Below are 16,577 nucleotides of genomic sequence, written 5' to 3'. Positions count from 1 at the left end.
CTTGACGCACCGTAGCCACAGCAGTGTGCATAATGAGCGGCTGGAATTCCTGGGCGACTCCATCCTCAACTGCGTGGTGGCGTCCATCCTGTACGACCGGTATCTGGACATCGACGAGGGCGACCTGTCGCGCCTGCGCGCCAACCTGGTCAAGCAGCAGTCGCTGTTCGAAATCGCCCAGAAGCTGGAGCTGTCCCAGTTCCTGCGCCTGGGCGAGGGCGAGCTGAAATCGGGCGGCTTCCGCCGGCCGTCGATCCTGGCCGACACGCTGGAAGCGCTGCTTGGCGCCATCTTCCTCGATGGCGGCTTCGAGCCGGCGCGCACCGCGATCCGCTCGTTCTACATCCCGATCCTGGATTCGGTCGATCCGCAAACGCTGGGCAAGGATGCCAAGACGCTGCTGCAGGAATTCCTGCAGGCGAAGAAAATCTCGCTGCCGCTGTACAACGTGATTGCCACCCATGGCGCCGCGCACAGCCAGGAGTTCGAGATCGAATGCCTGGTGCCCAAGCTCGGCATCCAGGTCTATGGCCGTGGCGGCAGCCGCCGCGCCGGCGAACAGGCGGCCGCCAAGCTGGCCCTGGCCGCCGCCGAGCTGGCCGTGCAGAAAACCCCGGCCACCGCCCGCAAGTCCAAGCCGCGCGCCGCCCAGCTCAAGCTGGCCGGCATTGCCACCGTGCAGAGCAGCGACGCACCGTCGCCGTCTGCCAAGGCCGCCAACAAATAAAAGAGAATTACCATGACTACCGAAACGACCTCCGCCAGCAATTACCGTTGCGGCTATATCGCCATTGTGGGCCGCCCGAACGTCGGCAAGTCCACGCTGATGAATACGCTGATTGGCGCCAAGGTCAGCATCACCTCGCGCAAGGCGCAGACCACGCGCCACCGCATCACCGGCATCCAGACCTATGACGACGCACAGTTCATCTACGTCGATACGCCGGGCTTCCAGACCCGTCACGCCAATGCGCTGAACAAGACGCTGAACAAAACCGTCACCAACACGCTGATCTCGTCGGACCTGATCCTGTTCGTCATCGAAGCGGGCACCTTCGGCCCGGCCGACCAGCAAGTGCTGGACCTGCTGCCGACCGAAGTACCGGTGGTCCTGGTGATCAACAAGGCCGACCGCGTGAAAGACAAAGCCGCGCTGATGCCGTTTGCGCAGCAGGTTGCCGCCAAGTTCAACTTTGCCGCCATCGTGCCGGTATCGGCCAAGCTGCGCTTCCAGCTGGATGGCCTGGAAAAAGAACTGAAACGCCTGCTGCCGGAGAACGAAGCGATTTTCGGCCCGGACGACATCACCGACCGCAGCGAAAAGTTCATGGCGTCGGAAATCGTGCGCGAAAAGCTGTTCCGCTTTGTCGGCGACGAGCTGCCATACACCAGCACCGTGCTGATCGAACAGTTCGAGCAGGAGGGTGATCTGCGCCGCGTGTTTGCCGCCATCCTGGTCGAACGCGACACGCACAAGTCCATGATCATCGGTAACAAAGGTGCGCGCCTGAAGGAAGTGTCGACGCAAGCGCGTCTCGACATGGAAAAGCTGTTCGGCGGTCCGGTGTACCTGGAAATCTGGGTCAAGGTCAAATCCGGCTGGGCAGATAACGAAGCGGGCCTGCGCGCTTACGGCTACGAGTAATCCCTCACCAGCATGTCCTCCACGCCAGACGCCACCCTAGACGCGCCGCAAGCTGCGGCGCCGGTGGCTGCTGCGCCAGTCGCACCCGCATCACCATCGGCACCAGCCGCATCATCGGCGCCCAAGCGCCCGCGCGCGCCATCGCGCGAGCGCACCATCGGCACCAAGGTCGCCGGCCAGCCGGCCTTCGTCCTGCACAGCTATCCCTACAAAGAAACCAGCCTGATTATCGACCTGTTCACGCGGGACTTCGGCCGCGTGGCCTTGATCGCCAAGGGCGCCAAGCGGCCGCACTCGCAATTGCGCGGCGTGCTGCAAACCTTCCAGCCGCTGTCCAGCAGCTGGGTCGGCAAATCCGAACTACGCACGCTGACCGACGCCGAATGGGTCGGCGGCATGCTGCCGCTGGAGAAAACCGCGCTGCTGTGCGGCTTCTACCTGAACGAACTGCTGGTCAAGCTGCTGGCGCGCGACGACGCCCACCCGGCCTTGTTCGACCACTACGTCTCCACGCTCAACCAGCTGGCGCACAATGAGCCGGCGTCCATCGTCTTGAGAAAATTCGAACGGGCCTTACTTAAAGAGACAGGCGTGGCCGCCGATCTGGCGCGTTGTGTGGAAACGCGGCGCGCGGTGCAGGCCGACGTCACCTACGTGGTCGATCCCGAGCACGGACCGCGTCCCGAACGCGCCGCCGATCCGTGGCCGCGCGTGGCCGGCAAGACGCTGCTCGACATGGAGTGTGAAAATTACGAAGACATCGCCACGCAAGCCCAAAGCAAGCAGCTGATGCGCTTCCTGGTCGCGCACCACCTGAATGGCGCGCCGTTGAACACCCGCCAGATCCTGATCGATCTTAGTCAGCTATAAATCCAGTTATAAGAGAAAAAACAATGAGCTTCCTGCAACCGTCCGGCACCATCATCGACCTTGGCGTGAACATCGACCACGTGGCGACGCTGCGCAACGCGCGCGGCACCCAATACCCGGACCCGATCCGCGCCGCGCTGCTGGCCGAGCAGGCCGGCGCCGACTGCATCACGCTGCACCTGCGCGAAGACCGCCGCCACATCAAGGACGCCGACGTCATCGCACTGGCGCCGCAGCTGATCACCCGCATGAACCTGGAAGCGGCCGTCACGCAGGAGATGATCGACTTCGCCTGCCAGATCAAGCCGGCCGATGTCTGCCTGGTGCCGGAAAAACGCACCGAAGTCACCACCGAAGGCGGCCTCGATGTCGCCGGCAACTTCAACGCCGTCGAGCGCGCGGTCAAGCAGCTGCAAGCCGAAGGCATCCGCGTCAGCCTGTTCATCGACGCCGAAGAAGCGCAGATGGACGCCACCGCCGCCCTCGGCGCGCCGGTGATCGAACTGCACACCGGCCGCTACGCCGACACCGAAGGCGCCGAGCAGGCGGCCGAACTGGAACGCATTCACCGCGGCGTGCTGTATGGCGTCGGCAAGGGCCTGAAGGTCAACGCCGGCCACGGCCTGCACTACACCAATGTGCAGGCGATCGCTGCGATTCCGGAAATCGCCGAGCTCAATATCGGCCACGCCATCGTCGCGCACGCGGTATTCGTCGGCTGGGAAAACGCCGTGCGCGAAATGAAGGCCATCATGGTCTCGACCCGCATCGGACGTACGCTGTGATCTACGGCATCGGCACCGACATCTGCAAGATTCCGCGCATTGAGGCGGCGCTGGAGCGTCACGGCGACCGCTTTGCGAAAAAGATCCTCGGGCCGCAGGAGATGGCGAAGTACCTGGCGCGCAAGGCCAAGAATCCGGTGCGCGGCATCCGCTTCGTGGCGACCCGTTTCGCCGCCAAGGAAGCCTTCGCCAAGGCCATCGGCCTGGGCATCCGCATGCCGATGACCTGGCCCGCCGCGCAGATGCTGAATCATCCGAGCGGCAAGCCGATGATCGTCTGCAGCGGCGTGCTGAAAGAATTCATGGACAAGCATAAGCTGTCGGCCCAGGTGACCGTCAGTGACGAAGAGGACTATGCCGTCGCCTTCGTCATCGTGGAGCAGGAAAAGTGACTCAAGAAGTAAGCGATCCGCGTGAACAAGTATTAGCCACCGTTGCCAAGCTGCCCAATCTGCCGGGCGTGTACCGCTATTTCGACGCCGAGGACAGGGTGCTCTACGTCGGCAAGGCGCGCGACCTGAAGAAGCGCGTATCGAGCTACTTCCAGAAGAACCTGGCCAGCCCGCGCATCGCCATGATGGTCGAGCGCATCGCGCGGCTGGAGACCACCGTCACGCACAGCGAAGCGGAAGCGCTGATCCTTGAGAATAACCTGATCAAGGCGCTGGCGCCGCGCTTCAACATCCTGTTCCGCGACGATAAATCGTATCCCTACCTGAAGATCACCGGCGGCGATGCGCCGCGCATGGTCTACTACCGCGGCGCGGTCGACAAGAAGAACCAGTATTTCGGACCTTTTCCCAGTTCATGGGCGGTCAAGGAATCGATGCAGATTTTGCAGAAGGTATTCCAGATCCGCACCTGCGAGGAGAGCGTCTACGCCAACCGCACGCGCCCCTGCCTGCTGCACCAGATCGGCCGGTGCAGCGCGCCGTGCGTCGATTTGATCAGCAAGGAAGACTACAAGCTCGATGTCGACAACGCCGCGCGCTTCCTGCGCGGCCGCCAGTCCGAAGTGCTGGAAGACCTCGAGAAAAAAATGCACGGCTACGCGGCCGATCTCAAATTCGAGCAGGCGGCGTCGGTGCGCAACCAGATCCAGTCGCTGTCGCGCGTGCTGCACCAGCAAAGCATGGAGACCACCGGCGACGCCGACGTCGACATCATCGCCGTGCTGGTGCAGGGCGGGCGCGCCTGCGTCAACCTGGCGATGGTGCGCGGCGGCCGTCACTTGGGTGACCGCGCCTATTTCCCGACCCACGTCAGCGACGCCGAGGCGATTGCCGAAGAGGCCATCGAAGTCGAGGTGCTGGCCGCGTTCCTGGCGCAGCACTACGCCGACAAGTTCATCCCCGGCACACTGATCCTGAATATCGAATTCAATCACCCGGCGCTGATCCAGGCCTTGCAGGAGCAGTGCGGCCACCGCATCAACCTAATCTTCCAGCCGCAGGACCAGCGTCGCAAATGGCTGGAACTGGCGCAGAAGGGCGCCGAGATCTCGCTGGCGCGGCTGCTGTCGGAGCAGGGCTCGCAGCAATCGCGCACGCGCGCGCTGGTCGAGGCTTTGCAGCTGGAGCCGGAGGACATCGACACGCTGCGCATCGAATGCTTCGACATCTCGCACACGCAGGGCGAGGCGACGCAGGCTTCGTGCGTGGTGTTCCATCACCACCAGATGCAGAACGGCGAATACCGCCGCTACAACATCAACGACATCACGCCGGGCGATGATTACGCCGCGATGCGGCAGGTGCTGTTCCGTCGTTACGAGAAGGTGGCCAACGGCGACGGCGTGATGCCAGACGTGGTGCTGATCGACGGCGGCAAAGGCCAGATCGAAATGGCGCGCCAGGTGTTCGCCGAACTGGGGCTGGACATCAGCCTGATTGTCGGCGTCGCCAAAGGGGAAGGGCGACGCGTCGGCCTGGAGACGCTGATGTTCGTCGACGGCCGGCCGTCGCAGGAACTGGGCAAGGAGTCGGCGGCGCTGATGCTGGTGGCATTGATCCGCGACGAGGCGCACCGCTTCGCCATCACCGGCATGCGCGCCAAGCGCGCCAAAACGCGGCAGACCTCGCGGCTGGAGGAGATCGAAGGCATCGGCGCCAAGCGCCGGCAACGCCTTCTGGCGCGCTTCGGCGGTCTGCGCGGCGTGGTCAACGCCAGCGTCGAAGATCTGAAAACAGTTGAAGGCATTTCCAGCGCGCTGGCCGAGGAAATTTACAAGCAATTGCATTGATGACGGCGGCAGGTGCAACGGTGCTGGTTTAATGCGCGGGGTCAAGGTAGACTAGCGGCGCATTACAAAATTTCATCGCCGCACATCACTTTTAGCTTATGCCCTTCAATATTCCGATACTGTTGACCTGGTTGCGCGTTGCGCTGATTCCGCTGGTGGTGGGCGTCTACTACCTTCCCACCACGATGCTGCCGGTAGCAGATCAGAATATGGCGGCCACGCTGGTGTTCATCGTGGCCGCCGTCACCGACTGGTTCGACGGCTTCCTGGCGCGGCGCTGGAACCAGACCTCGGCCTTCGGCGCCTTCCTCGACCCGGTGGCCGACAAACTGATGGTGGCCGGCGCCTTGCTGGTGCTGGTGCAGCTGGACCGCGCCAACGCTGTGCTGTCCTTCATCATCATCGGCCGCGAGATCGCCATTTCCGCGCTGCGCGAATGGATGGCGCAGATCGGCGCCTCCAAATCGGTGGCGGTCAGCTCGCTGGGTAAGATCAAGACCACGGCGCAGATGATGGCCATTCCGCTGCTGCTGTTCCATGACGTGCTGTTCGGCGCGGTCGATACCCAGTTCTGGGGCTCGCGTCTGCTGGAAATCGCGGCGGTGCTGACCGTCTGGTCGATGTTCTACTACTTGCGTCTGGCGTGGCCGCTGATCAAGGAAAAGTCGGGCCAGCTGTAACCGTATAAACAATATTTTTATTGAGCAAAGATTTTGGCATTGACAGGCGGCACAGATCCTCTATAATGCTGGCCTGTTGTTGATGACAACGCAGCAAAGCGGGAGTAGCTCAGTTGGTAGAGCGCAACCTTGCCAAGGTTGAGGTCGAGAGTTCGAGACTCTTCTCCCGCTCCAAACGAAGTCATCGAAAACAAGTAGTACTAGCAAAAACAGCAGTCACCTGCTAAGATGCTGGACTCGAAATGCGGGAGTAGCTCAGTTGGTAGAGCGCAACCTTGCCAAGGTTGAGGTCGAGAGTTCGAGACTCTTCTCCCGCTCCAGTTTCTTCGGAAATTGGCTGGCGCAGTAAAAATAGCAACACTCCATGCGGGAGTAGCTCAGTTGGTAGAGCGCAACCTTGCCAAGGTTGAGGTCGAGAGTTCGAGACTCTTCTCCCGCTCCAGAATTCTGGATTACAGCGCGTAACCCCGCTGTGGTCTTGCAGTAAAAAGTTTCCTCTGGCGAGGTAGCAAAGCGGTTATGCAGCGGCCTGCAAAGCCGTCTAGGTCGGTTCGACTCCGATCCTCGCCTCCAAAGCTCCATGCGGGAGTAGCTCAGTTGGTAGAGCGCAACCTTGCCAAGGTTGAGGTCGAGAGTTCGAGACTCTTCTCCCGCTCCAAAATGCAGAAGGGCAGCCCGGTGGGCTGCCCTTTTTGCATTTGCGGCTTGTAGGAACTGCAAGCGTCTGTTCTCGCCCCTTTATAGTCAGTCCGTCTCGTTTTCCTCAAGATCCAGAGCGCCATTGGTGTTGTGATTGGAAAGCGGGACATGCACCTGCGGACCACGAATATTTCGCCCCAAACATCCGATGTTTTCCGCTTTAGCTTCGGCTCCGCAGGTGTGCTTGTGTTCGAAAACGAATACTCAGGGTTTGCCGTCCGACCGGCTCGCTATATTGCCTTCGGAGAGCACAAGCATGCATGATCCCATTGATCATCCTAGCACTTGGGGAGGTGTCTGATGGACCAATTTGATGAGGCGTGCTTTACCGTCTACATAGGCATTGATTGGGCCGACGCAAAGCATGATTTCTGCTTGCAGGTGGCCGGTGGAAACCAACGGGAGTTCGGAGTCTTCTCAAGCCAGGCGGCGCATATTGACGAATGGGTTAGTAACCTGCACCGCCGCTATGGCGGAAAAATCGCCATCGGTCTGGAGTTGACGAAAGGCCCATTGGTGTACGCATTGCAGAAGTACGATTTTCTTGTACTGTTTCCGATTAACCCCGCAACGCTGGCGAAGTACCGTCAGGCGTTTAAGCCGAGCCGCGCAAAAGACGACCCCACAGATGCCGAGCTAGCCTTAGATTTACTGCTACGTCATCCAGAACGCTTTAAGCCTATCGCACCGCAGAGTCCGGCAATGAGGGCACTGTTGAGTTTCGTCGAACGGCGGCGTGAACTCATTGGCGACAAGACACGCTTTACCAATCGCCTCACCAATACGCTTAAACAGTATTACCCCCAAGTTCTGGAATGGTTTGATCACCACGACACTATCTTGTTCTGTGATTTCATCACCCGCTGGGCCAACCCTGGAAAAAGCTCAAGGCGCGCGCCCAGCGACTCCGGACAGGTTCTTCAAGCAGCACAATGCCAGACGTGCATCGGTAATTGATGCGAGGATGGAGGCCATCAAGGCCGCGAGACCATTGACGCGGGACGTGGCGATCATTGCTCCGCACCTATTGGAAACGCTGGTGTTGATTGAACAAATCAAAGTGGCGTTAAAGGCCATTGAGCGTTTCGACGACGCCATTGCCCGTCTGGCCCCGACTCTACCGGATTTTGAATTATTCGCGGACTTGCCTGGCGCTGGTCCCACACTAGCCCCGCGACTCCTTGTGGCGTTTGGCGAGCAACGCGAACGATTCGCTTCGGCAAAGGAGTTGCAACAGTACTCGGGCGTAGCGCCAGTAACTGAGCGAAGTGGGAAGAAGAGTTGGGTACATTGGCGATGGCAGTGCCCGACGTTTGTTCGCCAGACATTTGTCGAGTGGGCAGGCCAGACCATCAACAAGTCGAAGTGGGCAGGTAGCTACTATCGACAGCAGCGTGCAAAGGGAAGTTCGTACCAAGCAGCCGTACGAGCTCTGGCCTTCAAGTGGCTACGCATACTTTTCTGTTGCTGGCAGAGCCGTGTGCCCTACGACGAAGCGAGGTACATGGCAAAGCTACGGCAGAAAGGCTCGGCACTCGCTAATTCATCTGCGCCAGCGGCTTGACGGAGCACCTCAGGGCTTGACGGAGCACCTCAGGGCGTGAAGCGGAAGTTCGTGATAACTAGAATACTAAGAATCAGCGAAGGTCCGACGCATAATTTCGATGTCGTGGGAAAGTAGTAGGTGTTTATGCCGCTCGTATAGTCCCGCTAGCGCCGACTTATGTTTGCTAATGACATCCATTCCTCGGTCATCATATGGGTGCACCACAATTCCATCACTCGGGTTGAGCAGATATACCCGACAGTGCGGATTAGGCGATAGCGAAGTACCAAAATCGGTAGTGACCGCGCACCAGATTAGGTTTTGAACTTTGGAAACAGGGACTTCAAACGCGCAGTTAACCCAATAAAAGACTTCGTCATCGTCTTGGTCTTCCACGTCCAGCCATAACTCTCTAACTTCTGGAATGGTTATCCCAGCTACGTGAAGCTCGCGAAGCTTTCGACGCAGCCCAAATTTGGATAAAGGAAGAAACGTCAGTAGGTGGACGAGTATCGTTTTTTCGTTGGCAAAAACGTCTTCGCAGACTGCGGTAGCTTTACGCAATGCCGTCAAAACCTGGTCTAATGGATTGCCACCTTCAGACAACTCAAAACGGAGTCCCCCTGGGAAGTTATAGAATAACGCATACCGATACGGGTACCCAACAATTTCTTGCGTTTCTCTTTTGAGATTCATGCACCTATTCTCTTAAACAATGGAAGCGAGCGCCAACGCACGCGCAACGGGAACGGAATGACTGCAATTGGCCGTCAGCCGCCGTGGCCGGAATTCAAGTACGCGATTAGTTCTACAGCATTCATCTGAGATACGGAGTCTTCAATCATTTCAAGCGCCATAAAGCCTTCATGAACACGCACAAAGCTTGTTTCAACATCAGTCAGTTGTCGTTGCAAAATGCGTTCGCAATCGGCCAGAATTTTTACCTGCCAAGCGTTGGCTGTTTTCTCGTTGTTCTTCACACGACGGGCTACTCGTGGCCATCTGCCGCTAACAGCGCATTACGCCTATTCGTATATTTTTCCGCAGTACAAGAAGACGGCAAATTTCTTCCAAGGTGATGCGTTTGAAAGTCCATGCCTCGAACAAAATTCCGAGTCATCTGCCCAGCTGCTTGCCGCTTCTAAAAAATCTTCAATCGTTCCGTTTTCCCATTCCTGAGAATTTTCCAGGCGGTCAGCTGTGAGCGCACGGACAAAGTCGAGAAATGTCGCTTCGTCTATTACCGCTTCAAGCTTATCGTGTAACTGCATCAGTTCGTGCCCAAGGTAAATTTTGAGGATGTCCGGTTTTGGCCGAAACTGGACGAAGATGATGAGGATAGCATCTTGCTTGCGTGCAAAGTTCACGATTTGTCACCATGAGTACCTTCTTCAGCCAGCCCTGAGTGCCGATCTTGTTCTAGTATCATCTACTTATACCAATAAAGGGGAGGCACATGAAAGTTCAGAAGACTGCTATCGCAGCCGCATTAGGGCCAATGACCAAACGTTCTATCGGCGTTGCCGTCGCGCTGGTGGTGCTTGCCGCCTGCGGCAATGGATCGAACGCATCGACGCTTGCTGCGAGCGGCGCCACCGCCACCGCCACTTCGGTATCGACCGCCACCTGCGCCGCTGCCTACAAGCCGCCCGTGGCGACGCCGCCAGCAGGCACCAAGTTCTGCGCCAGTCTGTCCACCGCACCCGACGCCAGCGGCAACGGCCTTGAAAACGGTAAGACCTGCCGCGCACGTACGGCCGTCGACATCGTCAGGGACATGGGCCAGGGCTGGAATCTCGGTAATACGCTGGACGCGTTCGGCAACGCGGCGAACCCGCTCGCCGATGAAACCTACTGGGGTAACCCGAAGACGACCAAGGCCATGATCGACACCGTGCGCAAAGCCGGCTTTACCACGTTGCGCCTGCCGGTCAGCTGGGACGACCACATGAGCGGGGCCGCGCGCACCATCGATCCGGTCTGGATGAACCGGGTTGAGGAAGTGGCGAAGTACGCGCTCGACAACGGCATGGCGGTGATCGTCAACATCCACCACAACAACGGCTGGGAAGCGCCGACATTGGCCAACGAGGCCAGCGCCAAGGACACGCTGTCCAGGCTGTGGACGCAGATCGGCGAGCGCTTCAACAAATATGACCAGCACGTCACGTTCGAGGTGATGAACGAGCCGCGCGTGGCTCCCGGCGGCGTCGACGACTGGACCGGCAAGGCCGAGTACTACGATGTGCTGAACCGACTGAATGCCACGGCATTGGCGGCGATCCGCGCCACCGGCGGCAACAACACCCGCCGGCTGGTGATGATCCCGTCGTATGCGGCGGCGCCGGACGACGCCCAGCTCAACCCGCTGGTGCTGCCGTCCGACCCAATGATCGCGCTGTCCAGTCACGCCTACCGTCCATGGAACTTTGCCGGCGAGCAGAAAGGCACCAGCATCTTTTCCGGCCAAGCCGAATTCGACCAGCTGTTCAGCCGCCTGAACGCGAAATACGTGGCAAAGGGCATTCCGGTGGTGATCGGCGAATGGGCCTCGACGGACAAGGACAACGCGGCCGAGCGCGTCCAGCACGCCACGGCTTTCGTTCAGGGCGCGGCGAAGTACGGCATGCCGACCATCTGGTGGGACAACGGCAACCATACGCGATCGGCGACCTCGACTGACGTGATGGCGCTGCTGGATCGCTCGAACAACACCTGGCCGCATCAGAACATCAACGACGCCATCTTCTGCGCAGCGCAGCACTGATTCGCCAAGCGGGACGTGGCGCGGCGGTTTTCAGCGCGCCGTGGCTACATTCCCCTGAAACTGGGCGTCGCGTTCCAGCATGCGGTTGATGCTGGTTTCGGTGCGCGTCAGCGTTTGCGCCACATCGGCGCCATACACCACGATGCTGATCAGCGCATCGCCCAGCGTTTTGGTGATGATGGCCTGACGCGCCACTTCAATCGGCAGCGCCACGCCATCGCGCGCGATGGTTGCGATCCCGCTGCGCAACGGCAGCTGGCGAAACGCCGCCGAATCGATCACGGAACGCCGCGTCGGCAACTGCCCGGTGCGTGCCCACACGCCGCCTTCGTCGTACAGGAACTTGAGGAAGGACAGCGCCGCCGCGCGGCTGCGAGCATCGGCCGTGCCGCTTTTCAGCATCACCATGATGTGATTGTCGGCCCACATGGCGCTGGCGCCGTACAGCTGTGGGAACGGCGTGGCGGTGTAGCCCTGGTAGGTGGCGCTGTCGGCCTGCTTCGACTGGCGTAGCAGGTCGCCGATGATCCAGGTGCCGTTGATCATGACGGCGCCTTCGCCAGCGGCAAAGCCTTGCAGCGCAACGCTGTAGTCCATGCCGCGCGAGGTCAGGCCTTCCTCGTACATGGTCTTCAGCAGCTGCACCGTGTCGCGCACCGCGGGGCTGTGCAGGTCGATGTGGAAGTAGTACTTGGGGAACAGCGAGCCGTTTTGCTGGCCGATCATGGATAGCAGCGTGCGCGCGAAGAAGGCCGGATCATTGGCGGTCAGCCAGATGAAGTAGGGCTTGCCGGTGGCCTGCTTGAACTGGCGCGCCTGCGCCAGCAGCTGTTGCGGCGAATGTGGCAGCACCGGCTTCCCATCCTTGACCAGTCCTGCCTTGCGCATCAGGTTCAGGTTGAAATGCCATAGCCAGGAGTGGGTGTCGAACGGCAGGGCGTAGTGCCGGCTGTCGATGGTCACCGCTGTTTCGGCCTGCGGCGTGAAGTCGGCGCTATCGATGCCCACCTGGCGAAACTCGTCGTCCAGCGGCGCGATCAGGCCGCGTTTGACGAAGTCGTTCAGCGCGGAGCTGTGCAGGATGGCCACCGCCGGCACATCGCGGCCGACGATGCGCGCACCGAGCTGGCTGTAGTACGAAGCATGTTCCACCACCTGCGTGCGCACCACGATCTGGCCGCGATGCTCGGCGTTGAACTTGTTGGTCAGCGCGGTGATGATGCCGCATTCGCCGGTGGCTTTGGCGGGATCGGTGAGGTTGCCGTAGTCCGCTTCGCAGGAACCGAAGAAGCGTGCGAATGAAATTTCTACCGGCGCGGCCCATGCCGGCGCCGCAGCGGCCAGCAGCAGGGCCAGCGCCACGCCTGGTTTGATGAGTCTCATGCTTTACCGTACCTTGGTGCCGGCAACTGCGGCAACGATGTATTGTTGGAAGTAGGCATACAGCACCAGCACCGGCGCTGCCGCAAACACAGCTTGCGCCATCAGGAAGCCCAGTCCTTCGGATTGCGCGAAGTTGGTTTGGGTCGAGGCCAGTCCCAGCGTCAGCGTATAGTGGTCCGACTGGGTGGCGGAAATCAGCGGCCACAGATAGTCGTTCCACGCGCTGAGGAAGGTGACGATGCCCAGCGTGGCTTGCACCGGCAGCGACAGCGGCAGGATCACGCGGGTGAACACGGTCCAGCGCGAGGCGTTGTCCAGCAGCGCCGCTTCTTCCAGGTCACGCGGGATGGCCTTGAAGTATTGCGTCATCAGGAACACGCCGAACGGCGCCGCCAGACCGGGCAGGATCAGGCCCGCGTAGCTGTTGTGCAGGCCAAGGTCGGCGAACATGCGGTGCAGCGGAATTACCACGGCGGTCTGCGGCACGGCCAGGCCGGCCAGCACAAAGCGGTACAGCCAGGTCTTGCCGGGGAACTCGGTGCGGGCGAAGCCATAGCCGGCCAGGGACGACAGCAGCAGCACCAGCATGGTCTGGCCGAACGCCACCACGCAGGAGTTGGCGATCCAGCGGAACACTAGCGAGGTGCCGAGGATGTCGCTGTAGTTCTTCAGCGTGTAGGGTGGCGCGAGCAGGATGTCGGTGCGTTGCGCCAGCAGCTCGTTCGGTTTAAATGACAGCAGCAGTACCCACAGCAGCGGCGCCACCCAGACGATGGCGGCGGCGATGGTGACGCCGAGGATGACGCGGTTGCCCCAGCGGTTGGTCAGGTTGGGATTCATGCTTGGGCCTTTCCGGCGCGGCGTTCGAGCCAGCCTTGCAGCGACATCCCGGCCAGCATCAGCAGGAACAGCGCTTGCGCGCCAGCGGCGGCGTAGCCGAGTTGCCATTGTTCGAACATGGCTTCGTAGACGAACATCACCAGCGAGCGGGTGCTGTTATTAGGGCCGCCCTGTGTCAGCAACTGCACCTGGCCGAACACCTGCAACTGCGCGATCATCTGGGTAACGGCCACCAGGATCACGCCGTGGCGGATGGCCGGCAGCGTGATATGGCGGAAGCTGCGCCAGCGGCTGGTGTTGTCCAGCGCGGCCGCCTCGTAGACGTCGTGCGGGATCTGCTGCAGCGACGCGAGGAACAGCATCATCGGCATGCCGATGCCCCACCAGACGGTGGCCAGCGCCACGGCGGGCAATGCCAGCCATTCGTGGTTCAGCGGCGCCACGGCGGCCATGCCCATGCCGTGCATGGCGTTGGCCAGCAGGCCGCGTTCCGGCAGCAGCACCAGGCGCCAGATCAGCGTGACGATGGTGACCGACAGCACGCCGGCGCCAAAGAAAATGCCGCGCAAAATGGCGGTGGTGCGGCCGGGCCGGTTCAATGCCAGCGCCAGCGCCAGGCCGGTGATGACCATGACCGGCGTGCACAGGGCGGCGAACAGCAGGCTGTTGAGGGCGGAACGCACAAACATCTCGTCCTGTAGCAAGTCGATGAAGTTGGTGACGCCGACCCAGCGGCCCATATTGGACAGCAGGTCGATGGCGTGGAAGCTGAGCCAGAAGCCGTTCAGCAAAGGCCAGACCAGCAGCGCCAGATAGCACAGCAGGAAAGGCGCGATGAACAGCAGTCCGATCCAGCCGGTGCTAGTCCCGAGGCGCGGCTTGGCCTGCACGGAGGAGGGCAGGTCGCGCATCATGCTGGATGGTGCGCGGCGCCGGCCGCGTCGAACAGGTGGGCGCGTTGCAGGTCCATGCGCAGGTGGAGGGTGGAGCCGATCGCCGGTTCGGCGGCGCGGGGCGGCGCGTCGGCGACCACCAGCAGGCCGTCGGCCAGCTGCACATGCAGCAAGGTGCGGTCGCCAAGACGCTCGATGACTTCGACCACGCCTTGCAGCTGGCCGTCGGCTGCTGGCGTCAGTGCATCCGGGCGCAGGCCGAGTTCCATCGCGTCGCCGGCGGGCGGCGCGGCGCCAGGAACGGCGGTGCGCACGGCCTGGCCATTGGCCAGCGTGACGGCGCAATAGCCATCCTGATCGGCGGCGCGTCGCACCGGCAGGAAGTTCATCGACGGACTGCCGACAAAGCCGGCCACAAAGCGCGTGGCCGGCCGCTCGTACAATGCCATCGGCGCGGCAAACTGCTCGATGCGGCCCTGGTTCATCACGGCGATGCGGTTCGCCAGCGTCATCGCCTCGACCTGGTCGTGGGTGACGAACAGCATGGTCGCGCCAAGACGCTTGTGCAGGCGCGCCAGCTCAAGGCGGGTACGCGTGCGCAGCGCCGCATCCAGATTGGACAAGGGCTCGTCGAACAGGAAGGCCAGCGGCTCCTTGACCACCGCGCGGCCGATCGCCACGCGCTGGCGCTGACCGCCCGACAACTGCACCGGCTTGCGTTCCAACAGCGCTTGCAATTCCAGCATCTGCGCCGCAGCGGTCACGCGACGGTCGATCTCCGCTTCGTCCATGCGAACGTTGCGCAGGCCGAAGGCCATGTTGTCGCGCACCGTCATGTGCGGATACAGCGCGTACTGCTGGAATACCATGGCGATGCCGCGCTGCCCCGGCGCCAGGTCGGTGACGTCGCGGCCACCGATGTCGATGCGGCCGCTCGATACCGGCTCCAGCCCCGCCAGCATGCGCAGCAGGGTCGACTTGCCGCAGCCCGAAGGCCCCAGTAGCGCGATGAACTCACCGGCTGCGATCGACAAATTGAAGTTCGGGATCACCGTATGCTCGCCATAGCGCTTGCTGACGTCACGCCACTCGATGCCACCCAGTTCGTGCGTCATCTTCATACGGCATTGACGTGCTGCCGCAGCAGCTCGGTCTCACGCGTGCGATACGGCTTGCCGTCGGTGTGCAGCACGTCGTGGAACCAGACCGACGGCGGCGCGAAGGTGTAGGGATTCTTCCACGAGTCCCACGGCATATTGGTCTGGCTCTTGCCAACCACGAAGCCCCAGTTGATCATGCCGACGTTCTCGGCGCGGGCAATCGGCAGGATGGTATCGAAGGTCGAGCCCATGCCGCGCGCCATGTATTCGGTGCACACCAGCGGACGGCCGTAGGCTTGCAGCTGGCGCACGCGGGCCAGGAATTTCTCCGGCCAGCTGTAGTCGTGGAAGGTGACGATGTCCGACAGCGCCAACTGCGCCTTCTGCACATCGTTCAGGATGGCCGACGTCGGCGACCAGTCTTCGCCCAGCCAGATGCCGCTGGTGAGCGGCTGGGTCGGCGCGCAGGCCTGGGCCCAGCCAAACACCTGCGGCAGCAGCTGCGCCACCAGTGCGATCTTGTCCTTTGCTTCGAACTGCTGGTAATAACCCATGCCACCGCCCTGGTTGTCCGGTTCATTCCACAGGTCCCAGCACCACACGCGTTCGTCGTTGCCGAAGCTGGTCACGATATCTTCGACATAGGCACGCAGCGCCGGGTAGCTGGCCGGATCGGCCAGTTGCGCCGCGCCGGGGCTCTGCACCCAGCCCGAGTTGTGGATGCCGGGCATGGGCGCGCGCTGCGTACCCAGGGCGGGACGCGGATCCCAGCACGAATCGAATAATACCAGCATGGTGCGGATGCCATGTTTGGTGGAGATGTCGAGATAGGTGTCGATGCGCTGCTTGAAGCTGGCGGCATCCTGCGCCCACACCAGGTCGTGCAGGAACACGCGCATGGTGTTCATGCCGAGCGAGGCGGCCCAGCCCAGTTCAAGGTCGATGCGTTCGACGTCAAAGGTCTCGGCCTGCCACATCTCCAATTGGTTGATGGCGCTGGCCGGCAGGAAGTTGGCGCCGAGGATGCGCGGCTGTCCCGCATACCAGGCATGCGCGCGCTGGGCACTCCACGTTGGCGCTTGCGGAATGGCGGGCGTGGCGTTTGCAGTAGTCATCTTCAATCTTTC

General features: G+C 61.3%; 16 protein-coding genes, 5 tRNA genes and 1 pseudogene. 14 read left to right on the top strand and 8 right to left on the bottom strand.

The annotated features are described in order from the left end of the window. The first annotated feature begins 1 nt into the window (after window position 1). The 13 genes and pseudogenes from rnc to HH213_RS00270 all read left to right on the top strand — a co-directional run bounded on the left by rnc (window position 2) and on the right by HH213_RS00270 (window position 8,485). Window positions 2-727, top strand: coding sequence for a ribonuclease III (gene rnc, locus HH213_RS00330; RefSeq protein WP_229263235.1), 726 nt, complete (start codon window positions 2-4; stop codon window positions 725-727). A 12-nt stretch (window positions 728-739) separates the two neighbouring features. Then, window positions 740-1,645, top strand: coding sequence for a GTPase Era (era, locus tag HH213_RS00325; RefSeq protein ID WP_110848724.1), 906 nt, complete (start codon window positions 740-742; stop codon window positions 1,643-1,645). 12 nt (window positions 1,646-1,657) lie between these two features. After that, window positions 1,658-2,515 carry a DNA repair protein RecO gene (gene recO, locus HH213_RS00320; protein WP_169110055.1) on the top strand — a complete coding sequence of 286 codons (858 nt, stop codon included), beginning with the start codon at window positions 1,658-1,660 and terminating at the stop codon, window positions 2,513-2,515. 23 nt (window positions 2,516-2,538) lie between these two features. Next, a complete protein-coding gene (pdxJ, locus tag HH213_RS00315; RefSeq protein ID WP_110848722.1) occupies window positions 2,539-3,300 on the top strand; it encodes a pyridoxine 5'-phosphate synthase in 762 nt (253 codons plus the stop codon). Beyond that, window positions 3,297-3,692, top strand: coding sequence for a holo-ACP synthase (acpS, locus tag HH213_RS00310; RefSeq protein ID WP_110848721.1), 396 nt, complete (start codon window positions 3,297-3,299; stop codon window positions 3,690-3,692). The genes pdxJ and acpS overlap by 4 nt, the downstream gene beginning before the upstream one ends. Then, window positions 3,689-5,542, top strand: coding sequence for an excinuclease ABC subunit UvrC (uvrC, locus tag HH213_RS00305; RefSeq protein ID WP_169110053.1), 1,854 nt, complete (start codon window positions 3,689-3,691; stop codon window positions 5,540-5,542). The genes acpS and uvrC overlap by 4 nt, the downstream gene beginning before the upstream one ends. 98 nt (window positions 5,543-5,640) lie before the next feature. Further along, a complete protein-coding gene (gene pgsA, locus HH213_RS00300) occupies window positions 5,641-6,222 on the top strand; it encodes a CDP-diacylglycerol--glycerol-3-phosphate 3-phosphatidyltransferase (protein WP_110848719.1) in 582 nt (193 codons plus the stop codon). Window positions 6,223-6,320: 98 nt separating this feature from the next. Beyond that, a tRNA-Gly gene (locus HH213_RS00295) sits at window positions 6,321-6,396 on the top strand. Window positions 6,397-6,466: 70 nt separating this feature from the next. Further along, a tRNA-Gly gene (locus HH213_RS00290) sits at window positions 6,467-6,542 on the top strand. Window positions 6,543-6,588: 46 nt separating this feature from the next. Continuing rightward, a tRNA-Gly gene (locus HH213_RS00285) sits at window positions 6,589-6,664 on the top strand. Window positions 6,665-6,721: 57 nt separating this feature from the next. Continuing rightward, window positions 6,722-6,795, top strand: a tRNA-Cys gene (locus HH213_RS00280). Between the two features lie 9 nt (window positions 6,796-6,804). Beyond that, window positions 6,805-6,880 (top strand) — tRNA-Gly (locus tag HH213_RS00275). 341 nt (window positions 6,881-7,221) lie between these two features. Beyond that, window positions 7,222-8,485, top strand: a pseudogene (locus HH213_RS00270) (IS110 family RNA-guided transposase). Between the two features lie 66 nt (window positions 8,486-8,551). Here HH213_RS00270 and HH213_RS00265 read toward each other — a convergent pair. The 3 genes from HH213_RS00265 to HH213_RS00255 form a co-directional block, all read right to left on the bottom strand. Continuing rightward, window positions 8,552-9,163, bottom strand: a complete 612-nt coding sequence (locus tag HH213_RS00265) for a DUF3885 domain-containing protein (RefSeq protein ID WP_169110051.1) — start codon at window positions 9,161-9,163, stop codon at window positions 8,552-8,554. A 74-nt stretch (window positions 9,164-9,237) separates the two neighbouring features. Beyond that, a complete protein-coding gene (locus HH213_RS00260) occupies window positions 9,238-9,447 on the bottom strand; it encodes a hypothetical protein (RefSeq protein WP_169110049.1) in 210 nt (69 codons plus the stop codon). 45 nt (window positions 9,448-9,492) lie between these two features. Continuing rightward, window positions 9,493-9,834 carry a DUF7660 family protein gene (locus HH213_RS00255; protein ID WP_217363483.1) on the bottom strand — a complete coding sequence of 114 codons (342 nt, stop codon included), beginning with the start codon at window positions 9,832-9,834 and terminating at the stop codon, window positions 9,493-9,495. A gap of 131 nt (window positions 9,835-9,965) precedes the next feature. Between HH213_RS00255 and HH213_RS00250 the strand changes: the two genes are divergently transcribed. Next, on the top strand, window positions 9,966-11,234 hold the full coding sequence (locus tag HH213_RS00250; protein WP_169110047.1) for a glycoside hydrolase family 5 protein: 1,269 nt from the start codon (window positions 9,966-9,968) through the stop codon (window positions 11,232-11,234). Between the two features lie 30 nt (window positions 11,235-11,264). Here HH213_RS00250 and HH213_RS00245 read toward each other — a convergent pair whose 3' ends face one another. The 5 genes from HH213_RS00245 to HH213_RS00225 are packed head-to-tail and all read right to left on the bottom strand — an operon-like array spanning window position 11,265 to window position 16,565. After that, entirely contained in the window at window positions 11,265-12,617 is a 1,353-nt protein-coding gene (locus tag HH213_RS00245) for an extracellular solute-binding protein (protein WP_169110045.1), read from the bottom strand. A 3-nt stretch (window positions 12,618-12,620) separates the two neighbouring features. Next, on the bottom strand, window positions 12,621-13,457 hold the full coding sequence (locus HH213_RS00240) for a carbohydrate ABC transporter permease (RefSeq protein WP_169110043.1): 837 nt from the start codon (window positions 13,455-13,457) through the stop codon (window positions 12,621-12,623). Further along, window positions 13,454-14,371 (bottom strand): carbohydrate ABC transporter permease, encoded by a 918-nt coding sequence (locus HH213_RS00235; RefSeq protein WP_229263234.1) that lies wholly within the window; start codon window positions 14,369-14,371, stop codon window positions 13,454-13,456. The genes HH213_RS00240 and HH213_RS00235 overlap by 4 nt, the downstream gene beginning before the upstream one ends. Next, window positions 14,368-15,471, bottom strand: coding sequence for an ABC transporter ATP-binding protein (locus tag HH213_RS00230; RefSeq protein ID WP_308494519.1), 1,104 nt, complete (start codon window positions 15,469-15,471; stop codon window positions 14,368-14,370). The genes HH213_RS00235 and HH213_RS00230 overlap by 4 nt, the downstream gene beginning before the upstream one ends. Further along, window positions 15,468-16,565, bottom strand: a complete 1,098-nt coding sequence (locus HH213_RS00225; protein WP_169110041.1) for a glycoside hydrolase 5 family protein — start codon at window positions 16,563-16,565, stop codon at window positions 15,468-15,470. Before HH213_RS00225 ends, HH213_RS00230 begins: the two co-directional genes overlap by 4 nt. Window positions 16,566-16,577 lie beyond the last annotated feature (12 nt).

The organism is Duganella dendranthematis (assembly GCF_012849375.1).
Taxonomy (GTDB): Bacteria; Pseudomonadota; Gammaproteobacteria; order Burkholderiales; family Burkholderiaceae_D; genus Rugamonas; species Rugamonas dendranthematis.
Note: the sequence above shows the minus strand (reverse complement) of the source record. Positions and strands in the feature narration are given on the sequence as shown.